19 protein-coding genes are annotated in these 24,498 nt (G+C 59.5%); 4 read left to right on the top strand and 15 right to left on the bottom strand.

Annotated elements, in window-relative coordinates:
- Positions 1-6: 6 nt before the first annotated feature.
- Entirely contained in the window at positions 7-4,887 is a 4,881-nt protein-coding gene (locus tag AC6I8P_RS05145; protein ID WP_498031028.1) for an alpha-2-macroglobulin family protein, read from the bottom strand.
- Between the two features lie 146 nt (positions 4,888-5,033).
- Here AC6I8P_RS05145 and sseA point away from each other — a divergent pair, with 146 nt between their 5' ends.
- Positions 5,034-5,873 (top strand): 3-mercaptopyruvate sulfurtransferase, encoded by an 840-nt coding sequence (gene sseA / locus AC6I8P_RS05140; RefSeq protein WP_238561648.1) that lies wholly within the window; start codon positions 5,034-5,036, stop codon positions 5,871-5,873.
- 163 nt (positions 5,874-6,036) lie between these two features.
- Here the strand turns inward: sseA and sseB are convergent, their stop codons facing one another.
- From sseB to trmJ, 5 genes are all read right to left on the bottom strand, one after another.
- On the bottom strand, positions 6,037-6,804 hold the full coding sequence (gene sseB / locus AC6I8P_RS05135) for an enhanced serine sensitivity protein SseB (RefSeq protein WP_058758294.1): 768 nt from the start codon (positions 6,802-6,804) through the stop codon (positions 6,037-6,039).
- A 52-nt stretch (positions 6,805-6,856) separates the two neighbouring features.
- The gene (pepB, locus tag AC6I8P_RS05130; protein ID WP_058758293.1) at positions 6,857-8,143 is read right to left on the bottom strand and encodes an aminopeptidase PepB; all 1,287 of its coding nucleotides are present in this window, start codon (positions 8,141-8,143) and stop codon (positions 6,857-6,859) included.
- A gap of 57 nt (positions 8,144-8,200) precedes the next feature.
- Positions 8,201-9,370 carry an IscS subfamily cysteine desulfurase gene (locus AC6I8P_RS05125; RefSeq protein WP_058775653.1) on the bottom strand — a complete coding sequence of 390 codons (1,170 nt, stop codon included), beginning with the start codon at positions 9,368-9,370 and terminating at the stop codon, positions 8,201-8,203.
- A gap of 89 nt (positions 9,371-9,459) precedes the next feature.
- A complete protein-coding gene (iscR, locus tag AC6I8P_RS05120) occupies positions 9,460-9,957 on the bottom strand; it encodes a Fe-S cluster assembly transcriptional regulator IscR (protein ID WP_031279392.1) in 498 nt (165 codons plus the stop codon).
- 135 nt (positions 9,958-10,092) lie between these two features.
- Positions 10,093-10,836 (bottom strand): tRNA (cytosine(32)/uridine(32)-2'-O)-methyltransferase TrmJ, encoded by a 744-nt coding sequence (trmJ, locus tag AC6I8P_RS05115; protein WP_031279390.1) that lies wholly within the window; start codon positions 10,834-10,836, stop codon positions 10,093-10,095.
- A 122-nt stretch (positions 10,837-10,958) separates the two neighbouring features.
- Here trmJ and suhB point away from each other — a divergent pair, with 122 nt between their 5' ends.
- Positions 10,959-11,762: an inositol-1-monophosphatase gene (gene suhB / locus AC6I8P_RS05110; RefSeq protein WP_058758291.1), complete on the top strand. Its 804-nt coding sequence runs from the start codon at positions 10,959-10,961 to the stop codon at positions 11,760-11,762.
- Between the two features lie 47 nt (positions 11,763-11,809).
- Here suhB and AC6I8P_RS05105 read toward each other — a convergent pair whose 3' ends face one another.
- The 3 genes from AC6I8P_RS05105 to AC6I8P_RS05095 all read right to left on the bottom strand — a co-directional run bounded on the left by AC6I8P_RS05105 (position 11,810) and on the right by AC6I8P_RS05095 (position 14,620).
- Positions 11,810-12,823, bottom strand: coding sequence for a hypothetical protein (locus AC6I8P_RS05105; protein ID WP_498031027.1), 1,014 nt, complete (start codon positions 12,821-12,823; stop codon positions 11,810-11,812).
- A gap of 202 nt (positions 12,824-13,025) precedes the next feature.
- Positions 13,026-14,003, bottom strand: coding sequence for a nickel/cobalt transporter (locus tag AC6I8P_RS05100; protein ID WP_498031026.1), 978 nt, complete (start codon positions 14,001-14,003; stop codon positions 13,026-13,028).
- A complete protein-coding gene (locus tag AC6I8P_RS05095; RefSeq protein ID WP_166719564.1) occupies positions 13,994-14,620 on the bottom strand; it encodes a DUF1007 family protein in 627 nt (208 codons plus the stop codon). The genes AC6I8P_RS05100 and AC6I8P_RS05095 overlap by 10 nt, the downstream gene beginning before the upstream one ends.
- Before the next feature lie 158 nt (positions 14,621-14,778).
- On the opposite strand from AC6I8P_RS05095, the gene csiE reads away from it, so the two are divergent.
- Positions 14,779-16,047 (top strand): stationary phase inducible protein CsiE, encoded by a 1,269-nt coding sequence (gene csiE, locus AC6I8P_RS05090; RefSeq protein ID WP_058770857.1) that lies wholly within the window; start codon positions 14,779-14,781, stop codon positions 16,045-16,047.
- On the opposite strand, the gene AC6I8P_RS05085 is transcribed toward csiE, so the two are convergent.
- Positions 16,044-17,180 (bottom strand): 3-phenylpropionate MFS transporter, encoded by a 1,137-nt coding sequence (locus AC6I8P_RS05085; RefSeq protein ID WP_127834447.1) that lies wholly within the window; start codon positions 17,178-17,180, stop codon positions 16,044-16,046. The two genes, csiE and AC6I8P_RS05085, sit on opposite strands and share 4 nt — an antisense overlap.
- 124 nt (positions 17,181-17,304) lie before the next feature.
- Entirely contained in the window at positions 17,305-18,558 is a 1,254-nt protein-coding gene (glyA, locus tag AC6I8P_RS05080) for a serine hydroxymethyltransferase (protein ID WP_021506540.1), read from the bottom strand.
- Positions 18,559-18,895: 337 nt separating this feature from the next.
- Here glyA and hmpA point away from each other — a divergent pair, with 337 nt between their 5' ends.
- Positions 18,896-20,080, top strand: coding sequence for an NO-inducible flavohemoprotein (gene hmpA, locus AC6I8P_RS05075; protein WP_058775647.1), 1,185 nt, complete (start codon positions 18,896-18,898; stop codon positions 20,078-20,080).
- A 51-nt stretch (positions 20,081-20,131) separates the two neighbouring features.
- Here the strand turns inward: hmpA and glnB are convergent, their stop codons facing one another.
- The 4 genes from glnB to AC6I8P_RS05055 all read right to left on the bottom strand — a co-directional run bounded on the left by glnB (position 20,132) and on the right by AC6I8P_RS05055 (position 23,984).
- Positions 20,132-20,470: a nitrogen regulatory protein P-II gene (glnB, locus tag AC6I8P_RS05070; RefSeq protein ID WP_007886217.1), complete on the bottom strand. Its 339-nt coding sequence runs from the start codon at positions 20,468-20,470 to the stop codon at positions 20,132-20,134.
- Positions 20,471-20,547: 77 nt separating this feature from the next.
- Positions 20,548-21,879 carry a two-component system response regulator GlrR gene (glrR, locus tag AC6I8P_RS05065; RefSeq protein ID WP_058758284.1) on the bottom strand — a complete coding sequence of 444 codons (1,332 nt, stop codon included), beginning with the start codon at positions 21,877-21,879 and terminating at the stop codon, positions 20,548-20,550.
- Positions 21,880-21,881: 2 nt separating this feature from the next.
- Entirely contained in the window at positions 21,882-22,553 is a 672-nt protein-coding gene (qseG, locus tag AC6I8P_RS05060) for a two-component system QseEF-associated lipoprotein QseG (RefSeq protein WP_021506537.1), read from the bottom strand.
- Positions 22,554-22,556: 3 nt separating this feature from the next.
- Positions 22,557-23,984: a sensor histidine kinase gene (locus AC6I8P_RS05055; protein WP_275028227.1), complete on the bottom strand. Its 1,428-nt coding sequence runs from the start codon at positions 23,982-23,984 to the stop codon at positions 22,557-22,559.
- Positions 23,985-24,498 lie beyond the last annotated feature (514 nt).

Here is a 24,498-nt window from a genome sequence, read left to right as displayed (position 1 = left end):
GGACGCTTAACGCACATGAAGTTTTTCCGGCGTGGTGCCGATGGCGCGCCACGCGGGCACATACATCGACTCCACCTGCGGTGGCGGCAGACGATAACTGCCCGGCGTCACCGCGCGCGCCAGATACAGCAGCGTGCCAAGCGTGTAGCCATCCAGCGCCAGCGCGGCGACAAAGCGGTCGTCGCGGAACTCAAGATGTTTAATGTTGGCCTGCTGCATGTCCATCATGCTCTCTTTCAGCGCATCGGCACTGTCGCCCAGGCTGGCGCTGCTGTCGCTCAGGTTTTGATTTTCCAGCTCCAGCCCGGCTGGCAGCAGATCCACCACCAGCGCATCGCTGACGCGCTGTCTGGCGCCCACCTTCAGCCGTACCACCAGCAGCTCACCGCTCTTAAGGTTATTGAGATCGGCCGGTTTGCCGTCCAGCGTGAAGTATTCGCGACTGATGCTGAGCACGTTGCTGACCGGTGACGGCGCAGTGCGCGGATAGCCGACCACCTTGAGCGTACCGTACAGCGGCGACGGCGTGTCGCTGGTCACCGTCAGGCCCTGCTGCAACTGCGGCGCGCTCAGCCCGAGACTCAGCGGCCGATCGCTGCGCAGCGGCTGGTCCTGCAGCGTGGCCTGCCAGGTCTCACCCTGATGCTGCTGCAGCGTCCGCGCGGCGAGGAACAGCGCATTGTTCTCCTGGGTGGAGAACCAGCGCTGCCCGTGCAGCGTTTGCGCCAGTTCAATCAGCAATGGCCCCTGCTGCTCCGGCAGCAGCTGATTTTCCGTCAGCAGCGCCAGCGTTAGCGCGCGGTCACGCAACGGACTGCCGTAATCGCCCAGCCACATGTCAGGCTGGCGTTGCAGCGCGATGCCCTGCATCAGCGCCAGCTGCGCGCGCTGCGTATCGCCCATCTGCTGCAACGCCACGCCAAGCTGCACCAGCGCCAGTCCGGACTTCGCCTGGGCGCGTTGGTCATACAGCGCCCGCAGCGCGCCGAGCGGCGCCTGCTGCTGACGCGCCAGCACCAGCCCCGCGTAGGCCCGCACGCTAAAACGCAGCGCATCGGCATCGCTACTCCAGCTGGTTTCGATTTGCGCCGGATCCTGCAAATAACGCAGCAGGCGCTGGTCGGCGCGATTAATCACGCCCTCCGGCACGCTGTAGCCCGCTTCGCTGGCGCGCAGCAGGAAGTCAGTGACGTAAGCGGTGAGCCAGAACTCCTCGCTGCTCTCTTTGCTCCACAGGCCAAAGCTGCCGTTACCGCGCTGCATGCCGGCCAGGCGCGCAATGCCGGTGTCAATTGCCGCGCGGCGCGCCTCATCACTGCTGGTTTTGATGCCCATCGCGCTGAGCTGGGCGTGATTGGTGAAGAGTGAAGGCCAGATGCCGCTGGCGGTCTGCTCCAGACAGCCATAGGGATAAGCGTAAAGCTGGCTGATGTAGCTGGCGATATTCAGCGGCGGCTGAGAACTCAGCGATAGCTGGCCGCTCAGCGTGCCAGCCTGCAGGCCGTTGAAAGCGCTTGCCATCACCTGCCAGCGCTGCCCGCTGTTCATTACGTTATCGAAACTCAGGGTTTGCGCCGGATAAGCCGGACGCACGCCAATCTTCCAGCGGCGCACGCTCGGTGCCAGCGTCTCGTTCGGCAGGCTCAGCCCCGAAACGGTCACCTGCACGTCGCCCTCACCAAAACCGTCCTGCGCTTTAACCGGAATCGCCAGCGTGGTACGCGCCCCTTTCGCCAGCTGCACCCTGGCCGGGATTTGGCCGTTGAGTGCAATCAAGCCGCTGGCGTTAACCGCGACGTTCAACGTTTGAGGTTGATCGGTGAGGTTGGTCAAATCCAGCGCCAGTGTTGATTGATCGCCGCTGGCAAGAAAGCGCGGCGTCGCCAGTTCGCTTACCAGCGGTGCGGCGACCACCATTTTACGATCCGCCGCGCCGAAACTGTCTTCGCTCCACACCTGCGCCATCAGCCGCAGCTCGCCGTTGAAGGCCGGTACCGGCAGTTCCACCGTGCCCTCGCCGCTGGCATCCAGCGTCACCGGCTGCAGCTGCTGCGCTACAATCTGCGCCTCGGTGACCGGCTTTTTGCCGCCGCGCGACAGTGCATCGGCATCATCCCCGTCACCGCCAAAACGCAGCGCCGCCAGTTTGCCGCCGCCCTCAATCAACTGCCCGAATACGTCATATTGATCGGCGTTGTAGCGCTTGCGGCCAAAGAAGCCGTTCCACGGATCGGGGGTGGCATAGTCGGTAATGCTCAGCACGCCGCTGTCCACCGCCGACAACAATACCTGCACCTGCTGCGGCAGCGCACCGCCCTCGCGGCGGGCTTTAACCTTGACTTGCACGGTTTGTTCCGGCCGAATCCTGTCCGGTGCCTCAAGCGCCAGCGTCAGGCGGCGCGCGGCGGTTGCCATCGGCAGATGCAACAAGCCGACCGCGCGTTTTGGCGTGGTGCCGTTCGCTTTGTCGCCGTCGCGCACCACAATCGCGCTGAGATACAGATCGTGGCGTTTCCACTCCGCACTGACTGGCACATCAATGGTTGCGCCGCCCGCCGGCACATCCAGCGGTTGCCACCACAAGGTGCCGCTGCTCGACTCCACCAGCAGATAGCCTTTGCCGGCCGCCGGGGATTCCACCGTGACACGGGCGGTGTCGCCGGGTTGATAGGCGGCTTTGTCGATCTTCAGTTTGACCTGATCCGGCCGCAGCGCCCCGGTGCCGTTGGTGTTGTCCTGCCACCAGTAACCTGCCTGGAAACGCACGCTGCTGACGATGTTGTCACCGGCATGCACTTCCAGACGATAGGTGCCCCACTCCACCGGGAAGCTGACTTTCTGGCTGCCGCCCGCCGCAATGCTGATGCGCTGCTGCTCTTCCTGCAGATCTTTTTCATCGTAACGTGATTGCCAGCCTTCGCTGTCGGAGAAGCTCCAGAAGTAGTCGCGACGTTCGTGGATCAATCGCACCTCGAGATCCTGCGCCGCCAGCTTGTCGCCCTGCGCATTGGCGTACACCACGTCAAATTCGGCGAGGCTGTTTTCCGGCACGGTTGGCTCATCGTTATAGCGGTCGGTGCGATAGTCGTACACCGATTCGCTGTTAAACAATGGACGTATGCCCGGCAGCGCGATCGCAGGCCAGATCGCTTGCGTGGCGCGCCGCGTTACCGGACGACCACCGGTCTCCAGCAGGCTGGCCTGCAAAATCAGGTTGAGCGGAGAGTGGCTCTCCGTCCAGCTGCTTTCGACCTTAAGCTGCAGCCTGCCGCTGTCGTCCAGCTTTTCATCCACATCATCAAGGCTACGTTTCAGTTCCTCAGTGATGTCGCCAAACTGATAACCTGGCAACGCAGCGACCGCTTCACGCGCCGGGCGCAGGAACAGCTGGCCTTGCAGCTCGTTGCCTGCCGCTGGCGCGCCATACAAATAGCGACCTTCGACAGCAAAGGTGACGTCGGCATCTGGCGACAGGGGCTGAGTGTTGCTTTTAAGTGACAGCGCCATCCGTTCTGGCAGGAAATCTTCTACATTGAACGGCCAGCTGCGCGGCTGGTTGTCGCCGCTGTTAATACGCAGCGTCCATTTACCGGTCATCGCCGAGGCCGGTAAGGCAAAACGTTGTTGATAAACGCCGTTCTCTGGCTGCCAGACGAAGGTTTGTGCCACTTCACCATTCGGCTGCACCACTTCAGCTTTCACCGGCTGCGGTGGCAGTGGTTTGCCATCGGCATCGCGCAGCAGCGCATTAACGATGACCGTTTCGCCAGGGCGATAGAGATCGCGCGGGCCAAAAATGAAGAACTGTTTGTCGTAGCCTTGCGGGCCGTCAATCGGGAATTCGGCCAGATCCAGCGCCGGGCGATTAAGGTCGATGAGCGAAGTCTGGCCTTTGCTGGTCGCCAGCAGCAGCTTGCCTTTGGCGTTAGCCGCTAAACGCAGATGCCCCTCGCTGTCGCTGCTGCCGCTCGTCAGCTGTTGGCCTTTTTCATCCAGTAGCTGCACGCTGACATCCGCCAGCGGATCGCCACTGGCGAGGCTTTGTGTAAACAATTCCAGCTGGGTGGGAAAACGGTGCAGCGACAGCCCAATGTCGCTCAGGGTGAACAGCGTGGCCGGTTGCGTATAGTTGTAGGTGCCGGCCTGTTTCATCACCGCCAGATAGACACCCGGCTGTTTCAGCGCCGCGACGTCGCCGAGCGGCAGCTGCATTTTTTCCCGCGTATTGCGTGCCGGGTTGAGATCGAAGCGGCCGCTGTAAACCAGATCGGCGTTTTTCAGCAGATCGCGCGATTCCCAGTACGACAAATTGTTGCCGTAATTCCACTGGGCGAGAAAATCTGCCAGTGAGGCATTTTTCACCCGGAAGAAATCAACATCGATCTGGTTAACGTTGAGCGCCAGCACCGGCAGTCCCTGCGCCAGGCGCAGCGGCAGCAGCGAGCCACGACTGGCGAAACCGACCATCGGCTGGATGTCGCGCGTGGTGAGTGTCTGGCTGAATGGGCTGGCTAAGGCACTGCCATCCGCGGCCTTCAGGCCGGCATTGACGGTGACGGTGAGCTTGCGCGCCGGCTGCGGATGACGGAAGCGCAGCACTTTGCCGTTCTGCGCCAGCTCCCAGCCTCCGTCGACCTTGCCGCTGCTGTCATCGGTGAGGCTGATCCAGTGGTTGAAATCCTGCTGACCGTCGAGCGCGCGGTTGAAGGTCAGTACCAGCGCCGCCGCGCCGTCCAGCTGCAGCTCGGAAAGGTCGATCACCGCGAGAGCGCGTGTCGCGGCCTGCGGCGCAGGCGTATCAGCCGCCTGCAGCGACGGCTGCGCGCCGCCCAGTAATGCGCCGCCGATCAGCACGCTGAACAGCAGTCGTTTTACACATCTTGCCATGGTAATTCCCTCACCAGCCCCAAAAGGTTAAACGTGTTGTGCTGCGCAATTTCACATCAAGCCGCCAACTTTAGCAATGTTACCCTTGAGATAGCCTTCACATTCCCGGACACTGGGCCTTTGCCGCTGATGGAGAAGAGGTTGCTATGACAGCCATGTTTGTGTCCGCTGATTGGTTGAATGAACATTACCACGAAGAGCGTTTGCAGGTGCTGGATGCCCGCATGCTGCCGCCAGGTCAGGAAGCGGTGCGCGATATCACGGCGGAGTATCTGGCCGGGCATCTGCCGGATGCGCCTTTTTTCAACATCGAAGCGCTGTCCGATCACACCAGTCCGTATCCGCATATGATGCCGCGCGCAGAGACCTTTGCCGTGGCGATGCGCGAGCTGGGCATCAGCCAGGATAAGCATCTGGTGGTGTACGACGAAGGCAATCTGTTTTCCGCGCCGCGCGCCTGGTGGATGCTGCGCGCCTTTGGCTGTAAGCAGGTGTCGATTCTGGCGGGCGGCCTGCAGGGCTGGAAAGCCGCTGGCTTCAGCCTGGCTACCGGTCCGGTTGATTTGCCTGAGGGCGAGTTCGACGCGCAGTACGACAGCAGCCAGGTGAAGCGCCTGACCGATGTCCTGCTGATCAGCCACGAGGGCGGCGCGCAGATTGTCGATGCGCGCGCGGCCAACCGTTTCAATGCCGAAGTGGATGAGCCGCGTCCCGGCCTGCTGCGCGGCCATATCCCGCACAGTCTGAATATGCCGTGGAACAATCTGGTGGCCAACGGTGAGCTGAAACCGGCCGCCGAGCTGCGCGATCTGTTTGCAAAGGCAGGGATTAAGCTGGATCAGCCGATTGTCGCCAGCTGCGGCTCCGGCGTGACGGCGGTGGTGGTGATTCTGGCGCTGACCGCGCTGGGCGTGCGTGACGTGACGCTGTACGACGGTTCGTGGGGAGAATGGGGCAGCCGCGACGATTTACCGATTGAGAAATAAGTGTCGGATGTGGTGCGTATAACCGGTCGCCGTAAACGGCGACCCTACACGTAGGGTGCGCATTTATGCGCACCTGGGTGAAATCGGTGCGATTTTGATGACGCATTTATGCGCACCTGGTTGAAATCGGTGCGATTTACCGGCGCACTGATGCGCACCGGCACTAGATAATCCGCTGGCTGCCTTTGAAATCGCGCAGGAAACTGCCCCAGCGGCGCTCATAAAACGGCGTAATGTGCGCGGTGAAGAAATGGCTGACACCCTGCTCGTTGCTGACCACTTCACAGATATCAATTGGCGCGTCATCGGGCAGCGTATCGGTCGCCACGCTGCCGGCCGCCTGAATAATCGCATCAATATCGCTGTCGGCTTCAATCCCAATCAACAGATTCGCCTGTTCATCGGCACGCTCACGAATGCTGGCAACGTAGGCGCGACGCACCTGTTTGTATTTCGCAAACAGCTGGGTCAGCGAATCGATCATCTGCGCTGGCGGCTCGGCCACTTCGGACAGCAGCAATGCATGACCGCCCTCCAGCACCGTTTGCTGGCTCAGCGCACTGCCCTCTTCGCCCAGCAGATGCGCGATCTCGCCGGGTGAAAACTCTTTGCCGGCCGGCAGTTTCGGATTGAGGAACAGCGTTTCGCCCAGCGTCATTTCAAACAGCGTGCGCGTCGGTAAACGCAGGTACGGCTGCTCACCCTGGATGGCTTCGCTCATCGCTGCTTCTGAGGTAAAGAAAGGGATCACGCTGCCGCCACCCTCTTTCTCCCAGTGCTGTAATTCTACCGGCGAGGTGGCATCAAACTGCTCCGCGGGACTTTCGCCCGGCACCCAGACATCGGCCTCCAGCAATAGCTGAAAAAATTCCGGACGGTGCGCAGGCTCGGTGGCCGCCAGCTTCAGCACCTCTTCAAGACGGTTACTCATAAGGGATAGGCTTCCAAAAAAGACGGCAGGTTGCAGCCTGCCGTTGTCGGGATTATTTCAGTAACAGATTGGCAATGGTACGCACGCCAAGGCCTGTCGCACCGGCAGACCACTGATCCACCGCGCTTTTGCGATAGGTCGCGGAGCAGTCAATGTGCAGCCAGCCCTGCTGATAGTTGCTGACGAACCATGAGAGGAACGCCGCCGCGCTGCTGGCGCCCGCTGCATGTGCCGCGCTGGCGATGTTATTCAGATCGGCAAAGTTGGACGGCAGATGGTTGCGGTGGAATTCGGCCAGCGGCAGACGCCAGAAAGCTTCATTCTCGCTGGTGGCGCTGCCCAGCAGCGACTCCGCCAGCACGTCGTCAAAGGTAAACAGCGCATGGTAATCGTTGCCCAGCGCGGTTTTCGCGGCACCGGTCAGCGTGGCCGCATCAATCAGCAGCTGCGGACGCTGTTCGCTGGCGTCGATCAGTCCATCGGCCAGTACCAGACGCCCTTCGGCGTCGGTGTTCATCACTTCAACGGATTTCCCGTTGCGATAGCGGATGATGTCGCCAAGGCGGAACGCGTTGCCGCTTACCATGTTATCGGCGCAGCACAGGAACAGCTTCACGCGTTTATCCAGGCCGCGCGCAATCGCCAGCGCCAGCGCACCGGTTACCGTTGCCGCGCCGCCCATATCGGATTTCATCGAATCCATAAACGCGCTCTGCTTCAGGCTGTAACCGCCGGTATCAAAGGTGATGCCTTTGCCCACCAGGCAGGCGTACACCGGTGTGCTGTCGTCGCCGCCGGGGTTGAAGTCCAGCGTCAGCAGCACTGGCGGACGCGTCGAGCCGCGGCCTACGGTATGAATTCCGGCATAGCCCTGCTCACGCAGATCCTCACCTTTGATGATGCGATAGCTCACCGCGTCACCGCCTACTTCGCTGATCAGATCGATGGCGCTGTGCGCCAGCTGCTCCGGACTGAGATCTTCCGCAGGCAGGTTGATGGTGTCGCGCACCCAGTCAACGATCTTCAGGCGACGATCGAATTCGGCCTGATCGGCCTCACTCAGCGTCGGCCATTCGACCTGACGCTGGCCTTTCGGGCTGCGGAAACCCTGCCAGAACGCCCAGCATTTCTCCAGATCCCAGCCTTCGCCGCTCAGCGCGACGTGGCGGATGCCCTGACCGTCCAGCTTGCGTCCGGCACGTTGAATGCTCATCAGCGCATCGGCACCGGTCAGGTGAACGGTCATGCCACTTTCATTGCTGCTCAGCAAGGCTTTCTCGCCCCAGCGCGCGTCGGCGGCCTGGGAGCTGAGCGTAATCGTCATGGGTTGTGTTGTCATCGCGTGGCTCCGTTTGCGTTTGTTATCCCTGCGCACTGACCGGCGCAGGGCGAAAATTTAGCGGGAAGTGGCCGGCGTCAGCGCCCGTAAGCGCGTTACCGCCTTATGTACCACCCCGATGGCATAATCGATTTCTTCCTGCGTGGTAAAGCGACCCAGCGAAAAGCGCAGCGAGCTGTAGGCCAGCTGCTGATCCACGCCCATGGCGCGCAGAACGTAGGAGGGTTCAAGGCTGGCAGAAGTACAGGCGGATCCCGACGACAGCGCCAGATCTTTCAGCGCCATGATCAGCGATTCGCCATCGACGTGGGCAAAACTGATATTGAGGATATTCGGCGCGCCCTGTTGGAGTGAACCGTTGAGCTGTACGTCGCTTAGCGTGCTGATGCCCTGCCACAGACGATGGCGCAGCGTAGCCAGACGCGCACTCTCGTCCGCCATCTCTTCGCGCGCGATGCGATAGGCCTCGCCCATGCCGACAATCTGGTGCACCGGTAAGGTCCCCGAACGCATGCCGCGCTCGTGACCGCCGCCGTGCATCTGCGCGTCGATCTGCAGTTTTGGTTTACGCCGCACCCACAGCGCGCCGATGCCTTTCGGCCCGTACAGTTTGTGCGCTGAGAACGACATCAAATCCACCGGCAGCGCGCTGACATCGAGCGGCAGTTTGCCCACGCTTTGCGTGGCGTCCACGTGGAACAGGATGTCGCGTGCGTGACACAGCGCGCCCAGCGCGGCGATGTCCTGAATCACGCCGGTTTCATTATTGACGTGCATCAGCGACACCAGCACGGTGTCGTCGCGCAGTGCCGCCTCCAGCATCGCAGGCGTGACGATGCCGTCCGCGCCGGGCTGCAGAAAGGTGACGTCGAAGCCTTCGCGCGCCAGCTGAGCACAGCTGTCGAGCACCGCTTTGTGTTCGGTCTGACTGGTGATGATGTGTTTACCGCGCGCCTGATGCTGCTGCGCCGCGCCTTTGAGCGCCAGGTTATCGGCCTCGGTGGCACCAGAGGTAAACACGATTTCGCGTGGATCGGCGTTGATCAGTTCGGCAACCTGGTTGCGCGCCACGTCAACGGCCTCTTCAGCCTGCCAGCCAAAACGGTGGGAACGGGAAGCGGGGTTACCGAAGGTGCCATCCAAAGTGAGGAACTGCATCATTTTGCTGGCGACACGCGGATCCGCAGGCGTTGTCGCTGCGTAATCCAGGTAGATCGGTAATTTCATTGCGCTAAAACTCCGTATAAAAAATCATACGTCTTTATAGCACGATTCAGCCTCTCCTGGGTTAACAGCAGAGGCTGAACGGGAGAGGATCAGGCGCGCAGATTGACGTTGATGGTTTCCTGCACGCGATGCTGCTGGAAGCGACGATTATCAACGCTGTTCTGGCGATCGGCCACGTCGAGGATCTCCTGGTTATTCACCAGTTCCGCCAGCGTGATGTTGTTGAGGAAATCGCTGATGCGCTCGCTCAGGTCGCGCCACAGGACGTGGGTCAGGCAACGCTCGCCGCCCTGGCAACCCTCTTTACCCTGGCATTTGGTGGCGTCAACGGATTCGTCCACCGCGGTGATCACCGCGCCAACTGCAATCGCGCCGGCGTCTTTGCCTAACAGATAACCGCCACCCGGACCCCGCACGCTGGCCACCAGACCGTGCTTACGCAGACGCGAGAATAACTGCTCCAGATAGGAGAGCGAAATGCCCTGACGCTCTGAAATATCGGCCAGCGGTACCGGGCCCTCGTGCGAGTGCAGGGCAACGTCCAGCATAGCGGTTACGGCATAACGTCCTTTGGATGTCAGTCTCATAGCATACAACCTCGTAAGCGTCCGCCAGCGAGTCGGCGGGTTATCTGAAGAATGGAGGCCAGTCTGACATTCCCGAGTATTTTGGTCAACTATTTAACCGAGTATTTCGCTCAACTATTTAACCTGGTGTTTTACTCAACTATTACCCTTGTCGTTTTTGGGTTTTTCAAACGACGACAGCATGCCGCGCAGAATGTTGAGTTCATCGCGCTCCGGACGCGCACGGGTATAGAGGCGACGCAGTTTGCTCATCACCTGGCTCGGTGTGCCCTGGCGGATAAAGCCGCTGTTCAGCATCATCTGCTCGATGTGCTGATAGAAGCGCTCCAGATCGTCAACCAGCGGATACGGCGAGGCTTCGTACTGCGGCTGCGGACTGGCTTTCTCCTGCGCGTCCAGCCACGCCATGCGCACTTCATAGGCGATAATCTGCACCGCCATCGCCAGGTTGAGCGAGCTGTACTCCGGGTTGGCCTGAATGGCGACATGATAGTGGCACTTCTGCAGCTCTTCGTTGGTCAGGCCCACGCGCTCGCGACCAAACACCAGCGCCACCGGCGCCTGCTGGCCCTCTTCCACGCTTTTGATGCCGCATTCACGCGAGTCAAGCATTGGCCACGGCAGCGAGCGCGAACGGGCGCTGGTACCCACCACCAGGCTACAGCCGGCAATCGCCTCATCCAGCGTATCGACGATCTTCGCCTCACCGATCACATCGCTGGCACCGGCAGCCAGTGAAATGGCCTGCGAGTCCGGTTTCACCAGCGGATTGACCAGATACAGGTTGCTTAAGCCCATGGTTTTCATGGCGCGGGCAACGGAACCCATGTTGCCGGTGTGCGAGGTTTCTACCAGTACGATTCGGATATTTTGCAGCATAATAGATAGCGATAAGGAAATGATGGCGCGCATCCTAACATAAAAGCAGGACATTTGCTGAACACCCTGATATACTCCGCGCCGTTTTCACCCCGTTCTTTAACATCCAGTGAGAGATACCGATGCATCCGATGCTCAACATCGCCGTGCGCGCAGCGCGCAAGGCCGGAAATTTAATTGCCAAGAATTATGAAACCCCGGACGCCGTCGAAGCCAGCCAGAAAGGCAGCAACGACTTCGTTACCAATGTTGACCGCGACGCAGAACGTCTGATTGTCGAAGTGATTCGCAAATCCTACCCGCAACACACCATCATCACCGAAGAAAGCGGTGAGCTGGCGGGCGACGATCAGGATGTTCAATGGGTAATCGATCCCCTGGATGGCACCACCAACTTCATCAAACGTCTGCCCCACTTTGCTGTTTCTATCGCCGTGCGCATCAAAGGCCGCACCGAAGTGGCGGTGGTTTACGATCCAATGCGTAACGAACTGTTCACCGCTGTACGCGGTCAGGGTGCGCAGCTTAACGGCTATCGCCTGCGCGGCAGCACGGCGCGTGACCTCGACGGCACCATTCTGGCTACCGGCTTCCCGTTCAAGCTGAAGCAGCACGCTACGCCGTTCATCAACATCGTGGCAAAACTGTTTACCCAGTGCGCTGATTTCCGCCGTACCGGCTCTGCTGCGCTGGATTTGGCCTATGTGGCCGCAGGTCGCGTTGACGGTTTCTTTGAGATTGGCCTGAAGCCATGGGATTTCGCTGCCGGTGAACTGCTGGTGCGTGAAGCGGGCGGTCTGGTGACCGATTTCACCGGTAACCACGGCTATATGCTGTCTGGCAACCTGGTGGCCGGTAACCCGCGTGTGGTGAAGGCGATGCTGGCCAGCATGCGCGAAGAACTGAGCGAAGCGCTGAAGCGCTAAGCAAAAAAAAGCGGCTGAATCAGCCGCCTTTTTTATTACCGACTTTATTACCGACGCTCGTGGGTTAACACGGTGCGCGGCTGGGTACGCCGACCGACACCACCGAGGACCGCCGCCAGCACCGCCTCGATCAGAATCATGAAGAAGGCAAACCAGCTGGCTTTCGCCGTTGCCGCCGCGGCTTTCTCTGCGGCTTCACGCGCTTTCTGCTCCGCTTCCTGCTTCAGTTGCTGATATTTCTGCATCGCCTGTTGATAGCTTTGCTCAGTCTGATTAACGATCTGCTCCGCTTCCTGATCGCTTTTTCCGGTCCGCGCTTTAATAATGTTTTTCAGCGCATCGCGGTCTGCAGCCTGCAGCGTATCGGCATGACGACTCAGTACACCACGGATCCAATTGGCAATATCATTGTCGGCATTCTGTGGATTCTGTGCCGTCTGTTTCGCCTGATTTTGCGCATTATTCGCTTCGCTATTTACATCCTGCTGTAAATTTTCCGGCTGCAGTTCCGGTTTGCCGGTCTGACGCAGCGTGGTTTGCAATTCATTTTGCAAATCATCCAGGTTGATATTATTTTCCTGCAGCTTCTCTTTCGCCATATTGGTCACCGATGGCGCTACCGCAGAAATACCGTTACCCAGGGCATTAAAACCGGAGCCTAAAATATTAAAGGCGCCGCCGATAATACCGCTGGCAAGTGAAATCGCCAGCCACAGCGTAATCAAGGTACTGACGCCAAACATCAGCAGACCGTGCAGCGCACCTTCGCGCTGAGCCAGCCGTCCGGCAACGTAGCTACCGACCGCCAGCGCAATCAGCATGCTGGCCCCGGTCCAAATCAGCGCCCCGGTCCCGAGGTGTTCCAGCGGATTTTGTTCCTGCTGGGGATCGATGGTCGTGGCACCGATTGCGGTTCCCAGCAGCCCCAGTAAAATATGAATGATTAATGCCGCAATCACCCCTGCAAATACGGCACTCCAGGAAATGCGTTTCAACGGTAAACCGCCGTGCGTTTCCACCACCGTTTCCGTGTTGCCATTATTAGTCCAGGTTTCAGGCATATTTATTTCCTCACAAACATTGACGATAAAGAGTAACGCATATAAGAGCACACCCTGTCCTTTTTGATATTATCTAGCGTAGACAGAGAAAACTCTTTTCACCAGATCGTCGGGCAAGAGAAATTAAACTCTGCGTCGCGGGCAAAAAAAAAACGCAGCATATTCAGGGAACATGCTGCGCTTATTTTTTAAAGCGTATTAATTAAAAAGGACGCAGACCGCCACCGAAGCCGGGCGTAGCACTGTGCCATAAAATAAAGCCGGCCAGCAGCAACAGCAGGCTGCCAGCCAGCATCACGGCCGGCAACAACCATTCCGCTGCCCCTGTGCTGCTGACCCTGCCGAGGCGCACCGCCAGCACACGCGAGCGCTGCACCAGCAAACCCAGCAGCGACACGGTGAGCGCGGTGCCCAGCGCCATGGTCAGCGCCGAGGCCACGCCCCAGCCATACACGCCAATCACTTTGGCAAACAACAGCATCATGATGGCACCGGAACAGGGCCGCAGCCCCATCGACAGCACCACCAGCGCCTGGGTTTTGCCGCTCACCGCACCGGCCAGCTGTTGCGCGCTCGGCAGGTGGGCATGACCGCAGCCGCAGTCAGCATGGTGCTGATGATGCGGCCGTACCGCGCGAATCTGGAGCCCGGTCGCCGGACGGAACGCGCGGCGTAACCCCTGTAGCGCGCGCCAGCCCACCCAGACGCCGAGCGCCATCACCAGCAAATAGCTGCCTTTCTCCAGCCAGTAACTGGTGAGATGCAGCTGGCGCGACGAGGTTTGCAGCACCACCAGCATCAGCGTCACCAGAGCAATCGCCACCGCGCCCTGCAACAGCGCTGCCAGCAGCGTCAGCTTCATGCTGGTTTTCAGCTGCGCCGGATGGGTGGCGAGAAAGGTGCTGATCACCACTTTGCCGTGGCCCGGCCCCAGCGCATGCAGCACGCCATAGGCCAGGCTAAACAGCATCAGCGTGACACCGGCCTGCTGCGGCTGCTGCGCCACCTGTTGCAGGAGCTGCGTCATCTCACGGTGCAGAACCTTCTGCCACAGTACGCTTTGCAGCAGAATCTGCGGCCAGTGCAGCCACAGCAACGCGCCTGCGGTAATCAGCAGCGCAGCCAGCAGCCACAGCGGCCACCAGCGACGGGAAGCGCCAGGCAGTGAAATCAACGACATGTCAGGGTTACCGTCTGGGCAAACTGTTGGCCGAGATCCATATCCTCGGGCGGTGCGTCAGCTTTATCCAGCGACAGCGCGTACTGTTTTAGCGAGTCATCCGGTTTGGGCGTGTGTAAGTCAAACTGGCAATGGGCTTTCACGGTCTCATCCATGGTGATGGCTTGCGGATTGTCATAATACATATCAACAAAGTAACTGGGATCGAAGGTCTGGATGCGGTACTGCCTGGCGCTTAACGACTGCGGTTCGCCGAACGGCACAATGAACTCCAGCACCGCTTTATTGCCCTTGCGCGACAGCTGATATTCCTGCGGCAGGTTGAGAAATTTCACCCGATTTTTATCCTGCCACACTTCGGTAAAATAGTGCTGGCCCAGCACATTGGCCATTACCTGTGCCGCCAGCTTTTTCCACACCACCTCGCCGGGTTTGGCGTTGCCGGCATCGTACAGCAGATCGGCGGAGGTGATCTCGTCCATGGTCCATACCATCTTCATCGCGCTGAGATGATCGTCCTTACCGAGCAGTTCGGTCTGCATATCAATAAAGCTGTGTGGATGCGCCCACACGGCGCCGCTGAACAACAGCGTAAAGCTAACGAGCGCAATTTTCATATGTTATAAAGTAACAAATTTTAAAGTCAGAAGGATACCGGGCCAGAAAAAACTGTGACCCGCCCTGAAGCTCTGAACAAAAGTCATGACAAAGGCCAGGGACAGCGCGTGGAGTTGGCTATTCTTAGCTGAAAAATGACCTGCGGATAACACGATTGATGAGTTCAGCGCATTCTACTGCTCCCCTCTTCAGCCGCGCCCAGCGTCGTTGCCATCTGCTGTTGCTGCTGTTTCTGCCTGCTCCCGCGTTAACGCTTGAAAAGCTCTGCCAGTTGAATGGCGTGGACCCTGTTGTCGCCCGACAGGATATCGCGGATGTCGGAGATGAGATACAGCGCTTTCACCAGCTGGAATTACACCAGATGGTGGATGGCAGCTTTCGCATTCATGGCACGGAACTGGACCGGCGTCTGTGCCTGCTGCACTGGCTGCGCCGCGCGCTGCGCCTGTCGCAGGATTTCGTCTGCACCCATTTTGCGCCGGCACTGCGCCAGCGGCTGAAGGTGCTGAAAATTGAGAAAGCGCTGTGGGATGAAACCAATCTGCAGGCGCTGATCCAGCATTGCAGCCTGCGGCTGGCGCGCGATTTCACGCCTCGCGACCGGCTGTTTCTGCAAATCTTCATGAAATATGCGCTGTGTCAGCGTCAGACGGCGCTGTTCAGCGAGCGCCAGCGCGCCTGGCTGGCGGCGAAGATTGAACGCAGCGCAGCGGATGACGTGATCCATCACTGGCAGAAACGTTGCCATCTGGCACCGGACGTCAGCGAAACCGATTTCTGGACGCTGCTGTTCAGCCTGATTCACGCGCCAGACGGCAGCCAGCTGGCGGACAGTCAGGCACACAAGCTGATGGCTGCGGTGGAAGCGCTGATCGCCCGCTTTGAGCAACTGGCGCAGACGCGCATCAAAAATCAGCAGCAGCTGAAGCTGCAGCTCTATACTCACCTGGCGCAGGCGCTGGATCGTAGCCACTTTGCCATCGGCATTGATAACAGCGTGGCGCTGGACGTGGCGCGTCTCTATCCGCGCCTGCTACGTACCACGGCGCGTGCGCTGCAGCACTTCAGCAGCGATTTTGGCACGCAGTTTAGCGCGGAAGAAGTGAGCCTGGTGGCGGTGCAGTTTGGTGGCTGGCTGATGCAGGAGAGCGCGCTACAGGAGAAACAGGTGCTGTTACTGACCGGCGCTGACGCGGCGCTGGAACAGCTGCTGGAGCAGCAGCTGCGGGAAATGATGCTGTTGCCGATCAATATTACCTATCAGGATATGCTGCACTTTCAGCGTGAAGGCGCACCGCGCGATGTGGCGCTGGTGGTGACGCCCTACGCCACCGCCCTGCCGCTCTATTCGCCGCCGCTGATCCACGCTGAGCTGCCGCTGAGCGATCACCAGCAGCAGCGCATTCGTCAGCTGCTGGAGTCTTAAGCCGCGCGTGGCCGCAGGAACAGCGCCGGCAGCGCCACCAGCGCCATCACCCAGAACAGCTGGCCGTGCAGGTGAGTAAACAGCACGCCGCAAACCATCGTCATCACCGCGATGCCGCCGCCCATTGCCAGCGCCGAATAGAGCGACTGCAGACGAATCACCTCTGCGCCTTTACGCGCGGCAATAAAGCGCATCGCCGCCAGATGGCAGACGGTAAAGCTGCCGCAGTGCAGAATCTGCGCCACAATCAACAGCGGAAGCGCTGTGCTGGCGCCCAGCAGCGTCCAGCGCACCAGTGCGCACACGCCGGACAGCAGTAGCAGATCGCGCGCGCTCCAGCGGCGAAACAGCCGGTTACTCAGGGCAAAAATCACGATTTCGGCCACCACGCCCAGCGACCACAGGTAGCCCACGACCGACGCGGAGTAGCCCGCTTCCTGCCACCAGATGGCGCTGAAGCTGTAATAAGCAGCGTGCGCGCCCTGCATCAGCGTTACGCACAGCATGAAACGCCAGACACTGTTCTCGCGCAGCAGGTCGCGCCACGCCGCCCAGCCACCGCTCGCGCCCTGGCGTAGCTCACCCTGCGGTCGGGTTTGTGGCGGCAGCAGCATGCCGGACAGCATCGCCAGCGCGCCGACGCTCAACAGCAGCAGAATCACCTGCGATGACCAGGCGCTGACCAGCATACCGGTGAGCGCCGAGCTGATAACAAACGCCAGCGAGCCCCACAGCCGTACCGGACCATAGGCCAGCCCGATTTGCTGTGTCCAGGTGGCCGCCAGCGCATCACTCAGCGGCACCAGCGGCGAGAAGAACAGGTTAAAACCAATCATCACCAGCAGCAGCCATAGCCACTGACCGCCGAGCCAGAAACCGAGCGCGAACAGACAGGTCGCCAGCGCCAGCAGGCGCAGCGCAACAATCAGCTGCGCTGGATTTTTCACCTGCGAAGCAATCAACAGGCTGCCGGCAAAGCGCGCCACCATGCCACAGCCGAGCAGCAGGCCAATTTTTTCCGCATCCAGCCCGTTGCCTTTCAGCCACACGCTCCAGAACGGCAGATAGATGCCATAGCAGAAAAAGTAGGTAAAGTAGCTCAGTCCCAGCCACCTGGCCGATCCGATGGTCATGTTTCCTCCTGTTGACGCTCCGCCGTGCGCGGAATGGCCGTTACTTTCTCAAAGCCGCCTGCGAAAGGGAATAAAAAAAGGATGGCTTGCGCCATCCTTCTTCACACTGCGGGTTTAGCGCTTATCAGGCATAAACCGGCAGACGGGCACAGATATCCAGCACTTTCTGTTTGGTGCGCTCGATAGTGGCTTCGTCATTAATGTTGTCGAGAACGTCAGCGATCCAGCCCGCCAGTTCGCGCACTTCCGCTTCTTTGAAGCCGCGACGGGTCACTGCTGGCGTACCGATACGCACACCCGAGGTCACAAACGGGCTCTTCGGATCGTTAGGTACGCTGTTTTTGTTCACGGTGATGTTGGCGCGGCCCAGAGCGGCATCCGCCTCTTTACCGGTCAGACCTTTGCTCACCAGATCGATCAGGAACAGGTGGTTGTAAGTACCGCCTGAGACGATGTTGTAACCGCGCTCCAGCAGCACTTCCACCATCGCTTTGGCATTCTTCGCGACCTGCTGCTGATAAGCCTTGAACTCCGGCTCCATGGCTTCTTTGAACGCGACGGCTTTACCGGCGATAACGTGCATCAGCGGGCCGCCCTGACCACCCGGGAACACCGCGGAGTTCAGTTTTTTGTACAGCTCTTCGTCGCCGTTTTTCGCCAGGATCAGGCCACCACGCGGACCGGCCAGCGTTTTGTGCGTGGTCGAGGTCACGATGTGCGCGTGCGGTACCGGGTTCGGATACACATCAGCAGCGATCAGACCGGCAACGTGGGCCATATCAACAAACAGCCAGGCGCCGATGCTGTCGGCGATTTCACGCATTTTTGCCCAGTCGCACACGCCAGAGTAAGCAGAGAAGCCGCCCACGATCATTTTTGGCTTGTGGGTCTGCGCCAGTTCGGCCAGCTCTTCGTAATTGATTTTGCCGGTTTCATCGATGCCGTAAGGGATAACGTTGTACAGCTTACCGGACAGGTTGACCGGCGAACCGTGGGTCAGGTGACCACCGTGTGCCAGGTTCATGCCCAGAATGGTGTCGCCCGGCTGCAGCAGCGCGGTGTACACCGCGAAGTTAGCCTGGGAGCCGGAGTGCGGCTGCACGTTAGCGTAATCCGCGCCGAACAGCGCTTTGGCGCGATCGATCGCCAGCTGCTCAACAATATCCACATATTCACATCCGCCGTAGTAGCGTTTGCCCGGATAGCCTTCGGCATATTTGTTGGTGAGCTGTGAACCTTGCGCCTGCATAACGCGTGGGCTGGTGTAGTTTTCCGAAGCAATCAGTTCAATGTGCTCTTCCTGACGCACCTTCTCCTGCTCCATAGCCTGCCACAACTCGGCATCATAATCGGCAATGTTCATATCACGCTTTAACATCCGCATCTCCTGACTCAGCAACTTTTTAACGGCAGTTTAAGCCCCGGCTAAGGGGCGAAGGCCAACAGTGTAAACGGTTTTGCCAGGGGACGGTAGCGCCAATCCCCTCTTTTTACGCAAACGATTGGCAAGGCGCTGGCACGGGATTTTTACGCTTTTTAGCCGGGGAAGAAAACCGGATATTTGTTCATCAGCAGCGGGAAAATTTTTCAGCTTTGCGCGCCCGCCAGCAGATTGCCACTCGTCACCCCAGACAAAACGGGGGATTTACAGTGCGCGGCAACAGGCATAACATGCATTTAAAATACATGTTTAAAATTACTCTGAGGATCAGCCCATGCTTGACGCGCAAACCATCGCCACCGTGAAATCTACCCTGCCCGCGATTGCTCAACTCGGCCCGCAGCTGACCGGTCACTTTTATCAGCGGATGCTGACGCAGCATCCCGAGCTGAAGAACGTGTTTAATATGAACAACCAGCGCAGCGGCAATCAGCGTGAAGCGCTGTTTAACGCTATCTGCGCGTACGGCAGCAACCTGGAAAATCTTGCGGTGCTGCTGCCGGCGGTGGAGAAAATTGCGCAGAAGCATGCCAGCCTGAATATTCAGCCGGCGCAGTACGCGATTGTCGGGGAAAACCTGCTGGCGACGATTAAAGAGCTGCTCAATCCAGGCGATGAAGTACTGGCGGCGTGGGGCAAAGCCTATGGCGTGCTGGCTGAGGTGTTTATCCAGCGTGAAGCAGCGATTTACCGTGCGTCGGAAGAAAAGGTCGGCGGCTGGCGCGGCGCGCGCGATTTTCGTATCCGTGCGATTACCGCGCAGAGCTCGGTGATCAAAAGCATTGAGCTGGTGCCGAATGATGGAGAGCCGGTGGCGGACTTCCTGCCCGGCCAGTATCTGACCCTCAGTCTGCGCCCGGCGGACAGCGACTACATTCAGCACCGCCAGTATTCGCTGACGCATCTGCCGGATGGCAAAGCCTATCGCATTGCAGTGAAGCACGAAGCGCAGGGCAGCGTCTCCGGCTGGCTGCATCAGCATGCGAAGGTTGGCGATATCGTGCAGTGCGCCGCGCCGGCCGGGGATTTCTTCCTGCAGGCAGCAGCGCAGACGCCGGTGACGCTGATCTCAGCCGGCGTCGGGCAAACGCCGCTGTTAGCCATGCTGGCCAGCCTGGCGGAGCAGCAGCATCCGGCCGCAGTATGCTGGCTGCACGCCGCCGAAAACGGCGCGCAGCACGCGTTTGCTGATGAGGTCGCGGCGCTGGGTGCGCAACTGCCGCGCTTTAGCCGCCACGTCTGGTATCGCCAGCCGCAAGCTGATGACGCGGGACGTTACGACGCGCAGGGTCTGATGGATTTAGCCACCGTCTCAACTGCACTGACCCAGCCCGAGGGTGAGTTCTGGATTTGCGGCCCGCTGGCATTCATGCAGTTTGTTGCGCGCCAGCTGACCGACGCCGGCATCAGCGCCGAGCGCATTCACTACGAAGTGTTCGGTCCGCATAAAGTGCTGTAAAGGAAAAAGCCTGCACGCGGCAGGCTTTGTGTCTGGTGAGGAGCGAAGGGCTCAGATGGCCTCTTCGTCTTCCTCGCCGGTACGAATACGCACGACGCGCGCCACGTCAAAGACAAAGATTTTGCCGTCGCCGATTTTACCGGTCTGCGCGGTTTTCATGATGGTTTCTACGCAGGTATCGACGATATCATCGCCCACCACCATCTCGATTTTCACTTTTGGCAGAAAATCGACCATGTATTCGGCACCGCGATACAGCTCGGTGTGGCCTTTCTGACGTCCGAAGCCTTTCACTTCGCTGACCGTCATCCCGGTGATGCCCACTTCCGCTAAGGCTTCACGCACATCATCGAGTTTGAATGGTTTGATAATTGCATCGATCTTTTTCATCACAGATCCTTTTTTCGCTCCCTCCATGATGGACGGGTAACTATGAGTATAAGTGTTCCTGACGCTGCCGCAGCAAGCTACTCTTTAAATTCGCTGGCGTCCAGTTCGTGGCGCGACAGCAGCTTATAAAACTCGGTACGGTTGCGTCCAGCCAGACGCGCCGCATGCGTCACATTACCTTTGGTCATCTGCAGCAGTTTGCGCAGATAGTTAAGCTCAAACTGGTTGCGTGCTTCGACAAAGGTCGGTAGCGCCGTGTTCTCGCCGGCCAGCGCCTGCTCTACCAGCGCGTCACCAATCACCGGCGACGTAGTAAGCGCCACGCACTGCTCAATCACGTTAACCAGCTGGCGCACATTTCCCGGCCAGCTGGCACTCACCAGCCGTTTCATCGCATCGACCGAGAAGCTGCGCACAAACGGTTTGTGGCGATCGGCCGACTGGCGCAGCAGATGGTTGGCCAGCAGCGGGATGTCTTCGGCGCGTTCGTGCAGCGCCGGGATCCTGAGATTCACCACGTTGAGACGATAGTAGAGATCTTCGCGGAAGCTTTTCTTCTCCATCGCCTTCGGCAGATCGCGGTGCGTGGCAGAGATGATGCGCACGTTGATGTCGAGATCGCGGTTGCTGCCCAGCGGACGCACTTTGCGCTCCTGCAGCACGCGGAGAAGCTTCACCTGCAGTGCCTGCGGCATGTCGCCAATCTCATCGAGAAACAGCGTGCCGCCTTCCGCCGCCTGAAACAGCCCTTCGCGCGCACTTACGGCACCGGTGAAGGCGCCTTTGGCGTGGCCAAACAGCTCGGACTCCAGCAGCTGTTCCGGCAGCGCGCCGCAGTTGATGGCAATGAAAGGTTTGCCGGCGCGCGGACTGGCAGCATGAATCGCCTGCGCCAGCACCTCTTTTCCGGTGCCGCTCTGGCCGTTGATCAATATACTGACGTCAGATTGCGCCACCATGTGCGCCTGCTCCAGCAGCCGCAGCATCAGCGGATTTCGCGTGACGATCGCTTCGCGCCAGCCGTCATCGCTGACCGGCGCGCGCTGCGCCAGTGCTTCGTCAATCGCTTTGTATAGCGCATCGCGATCGACCGGTTTGGTCAGAAAGCTGAACACGCCCTGCTGCGTGGCGGCTACCGCGTCCGGAATCGAGCCGTGCGCGGTCAGGATGATGACCGGCAGTCCGGTATGGCGCTTCTGGATTTCAGCAAACAGCGCCAGGCCATCCATTTCATCCATGCGCAGATCGCTGATCACCAAATCAACTTTCTCTTTCTGCAGATGACGCAGGGCTTCCGGCCCGCTGGCCGCGGTCGCTACCTGATAGCCTTCACTGCTGAGACGCATACCGAGCAGCTTGAGTAAGCCCGGATCGTCATCCACCAGCAGTAAGCGTGCGGCCTGTTTCATGGTTACTGCTCCTCGCTTTGGGCATCGCTGGCACCGTGTGTACTGTCGCCGCTGTCCGGCGCTTTGCGCGATGACAGCTGACGCTCGATGTCAGTCAGTCGCTGCAATTTACGCTGGGTATCGTCCAGCGTTTGCCGCAGTTGCGTTTGCTGCTGACGCAGGCGATCCAGTTCGGCGTCATTGCTTTGCTGCAGCGCGGCGTAGCGGCCGCGCGCCTCGCTCAGCTCCAGCTGCGCGGCCTGGTTACTGCGCCACAGCTGCAGCAGCGGACGCACCGCCGCCGGATAATCCGCGCTGTAGCTGTCGAGCGTATCAACGTACTGACGGCGCTCCACCGGCGTCACGTTGCCGTTGGCCAGCAGGATGCCCTGCTTAAAGGCGCGCGCCCAGTTCTGTACCGGCCAGCGCCGCGCTTCCGCCCGCGCTTCGGCCGCCGACAGCCGCTCACCGCAGTCGATAGCGCGCTGCCAGTAAAGTGGATTGCTCATGGCCGCCGGTGCTTCAATCTGCCAGACATTCTGGCAATCGGTGGCCAGATAATCCGCCAGGCGCACGTCCGGCTCCGGCAGGTTCACCGCACCGCGCGGCGTACTGCTCTGGGGAGGCGCCTGACAGGCGCTCAGGCCGATGGCGATCAGTGCGCCGACGAGAAATCGGCTGGATGTGAGTTTCATTAATCAGGCATTCCCGGCGCTGGTAGTCAAAATGATACGAAAACAGACGTCCGCGTCCGTGCGCGTGACCAACTGCAAATCACCCTGCATCCTGCGCAGGCAATCTTTGGCGATGCTTAATCCCAGCCCGCTGCCTTTCACCGGCCCTTTGCGCTGCTGGCTCCCCTGATAAAAGGGCTCAAAGATCATCGCCTGCTCTTCAGCCGGAATCGGCGTGCCGGTGTTGGCCACCTCAATCCACACCTGGTTGCCCTTCTGCTGGCTCTGCAGCCAGATGTTACCGGATTCGCTACCGTAGTTCACGGCGTTCGAGTAGAGGTTATCAATCACTCGCTGCAACAGCGTCGGTTCCGCCAGACAATAGCGGGCCTGCAGATCGATATGCGTGTGCATCTGGCGCGCGCTGGCGGGCAGTGAGTGCACCCTGACGACGCTATCAATGATAGCGTCGATAGCCACCGGTTCCAGCCGCAGCGGACTCTCCGCCAGCCGGCGATTGTAGTCGAGCAGCTGTTCAATCAGCCGCTGCAGATGACGGCTGCTGGTATCGAGAATGGCGACAACTTCCTGCTGCTCCGCATTGAGCGGGCCGGCAACCTGGTCGGCCAGCAGTTCGGTGCCTTCGCGCAGGCTGGCCAGCGGTGTTTTGAGTTCGTGCGACAGGTGGCGCAGAAACTCATGCCGCTGTGCCTCCAGCCAGCTAAGACGTTCGCTGAGCCAGACAATGCGCTGTCCCAGCGAGCGAATTTCGCGTGGCCCGCGAAAACTGACGCTATTGCCCAGCGTTTTGCCCTCACCCAGCCGGTTGATCATGCGTTCGACGCGCTTAACCGGGCCGATAATCATGCCGGTGAACAGCAGCACCAGCACCAGACTGATTAAAAACAGTATCAGCGCCTGCCAGCCAAAAAACTGGCCGCGATCGGCAATTTCGCGCTGCAGCTGCAGGCCGCGTGAAAACACCACTTCACGCGTGGCCTGCACCATGCGGGTGTTGGCGGCGGAGAATGCCTCCAGCGCGCTCGCCGCCGGTGCCAGCAGATTGCCGTTATCACACTGCAGCTTTTCCAGCTGCGGCAGCGCGCTCTGCAATATTTTGAACGTTGGCAAATCGGGCAGGCTGGCGGCATGGCTGCTGAGCATCTGGCCGTAGCGGCTCCACTGCGTTTGATACAGGCGTGCCAGACTGGCATCGCCCAGCACGCAATACTGGCGATAGCTACGCTCCAGCTCCAGCGCCGTACGCGCCATCGCCTCACTGCGACGCACGTCGGTAAAGGTGTTGCGGTTGGTGTCCGCCGCCTGATTACTCAATGCTGAAAGGCTTTCCCATGCCTGCCATGCCAGCACCAGCAGCGGCAGCAGCACCAGCAGAAAGGCCATTAAAACCAGTTGCCGCAGGGATCGGGGAAACAGACGCCATCTCTTCACAACCGCGTTTCCTTTGAGGTGAGTTGCAGGCATGCTAGCGAAGTCCGGCAAGGTTAGAAAGGCTGAAAACGAAAACGGCAGGCCTTTTGGCCTGCCGTGAGAGCGACGCCGCAGCATCGCCTGCAAAATAGGTGGAGCCTAACTCAACGTTGCGTCCGGTGCCTGATAACGTTGCAAAGCAAGCGATTATCGGTTGGGTGGACGGCAGGCTCCGTTTGGTGCGTCATTCGATATTTTATGAGCTCAACCGCAGTGCGGGGCAATCATAGACAGGAGAATGAGCAACGTAATAAGTATAGCAAATATCGTGCCAGAAAATAAATAGCCTTGTTAATCAGCATACTGCCAGCTCAGGGAGGGAATTAACGACGCTTTCGGACCGGCTGGTCTGGAAAAAGTGTCGCCGATTAGCAACGGCTTTAACGCGCTAACTTTGCGCCTATAAAAAACAACGATTTAAATGTCACCTTTTAGCGACAACTCAGCCATGGGATTGTCGTCATTTTCCGACATG

The sequence above is a fragment of the gamma proteobacterium symbiont of Lampromicra miyakona genome, from assembly GCF_059730895.1.
This window is presented reverse-complemented; position numbering and strand designations above follow the sequence as displayed.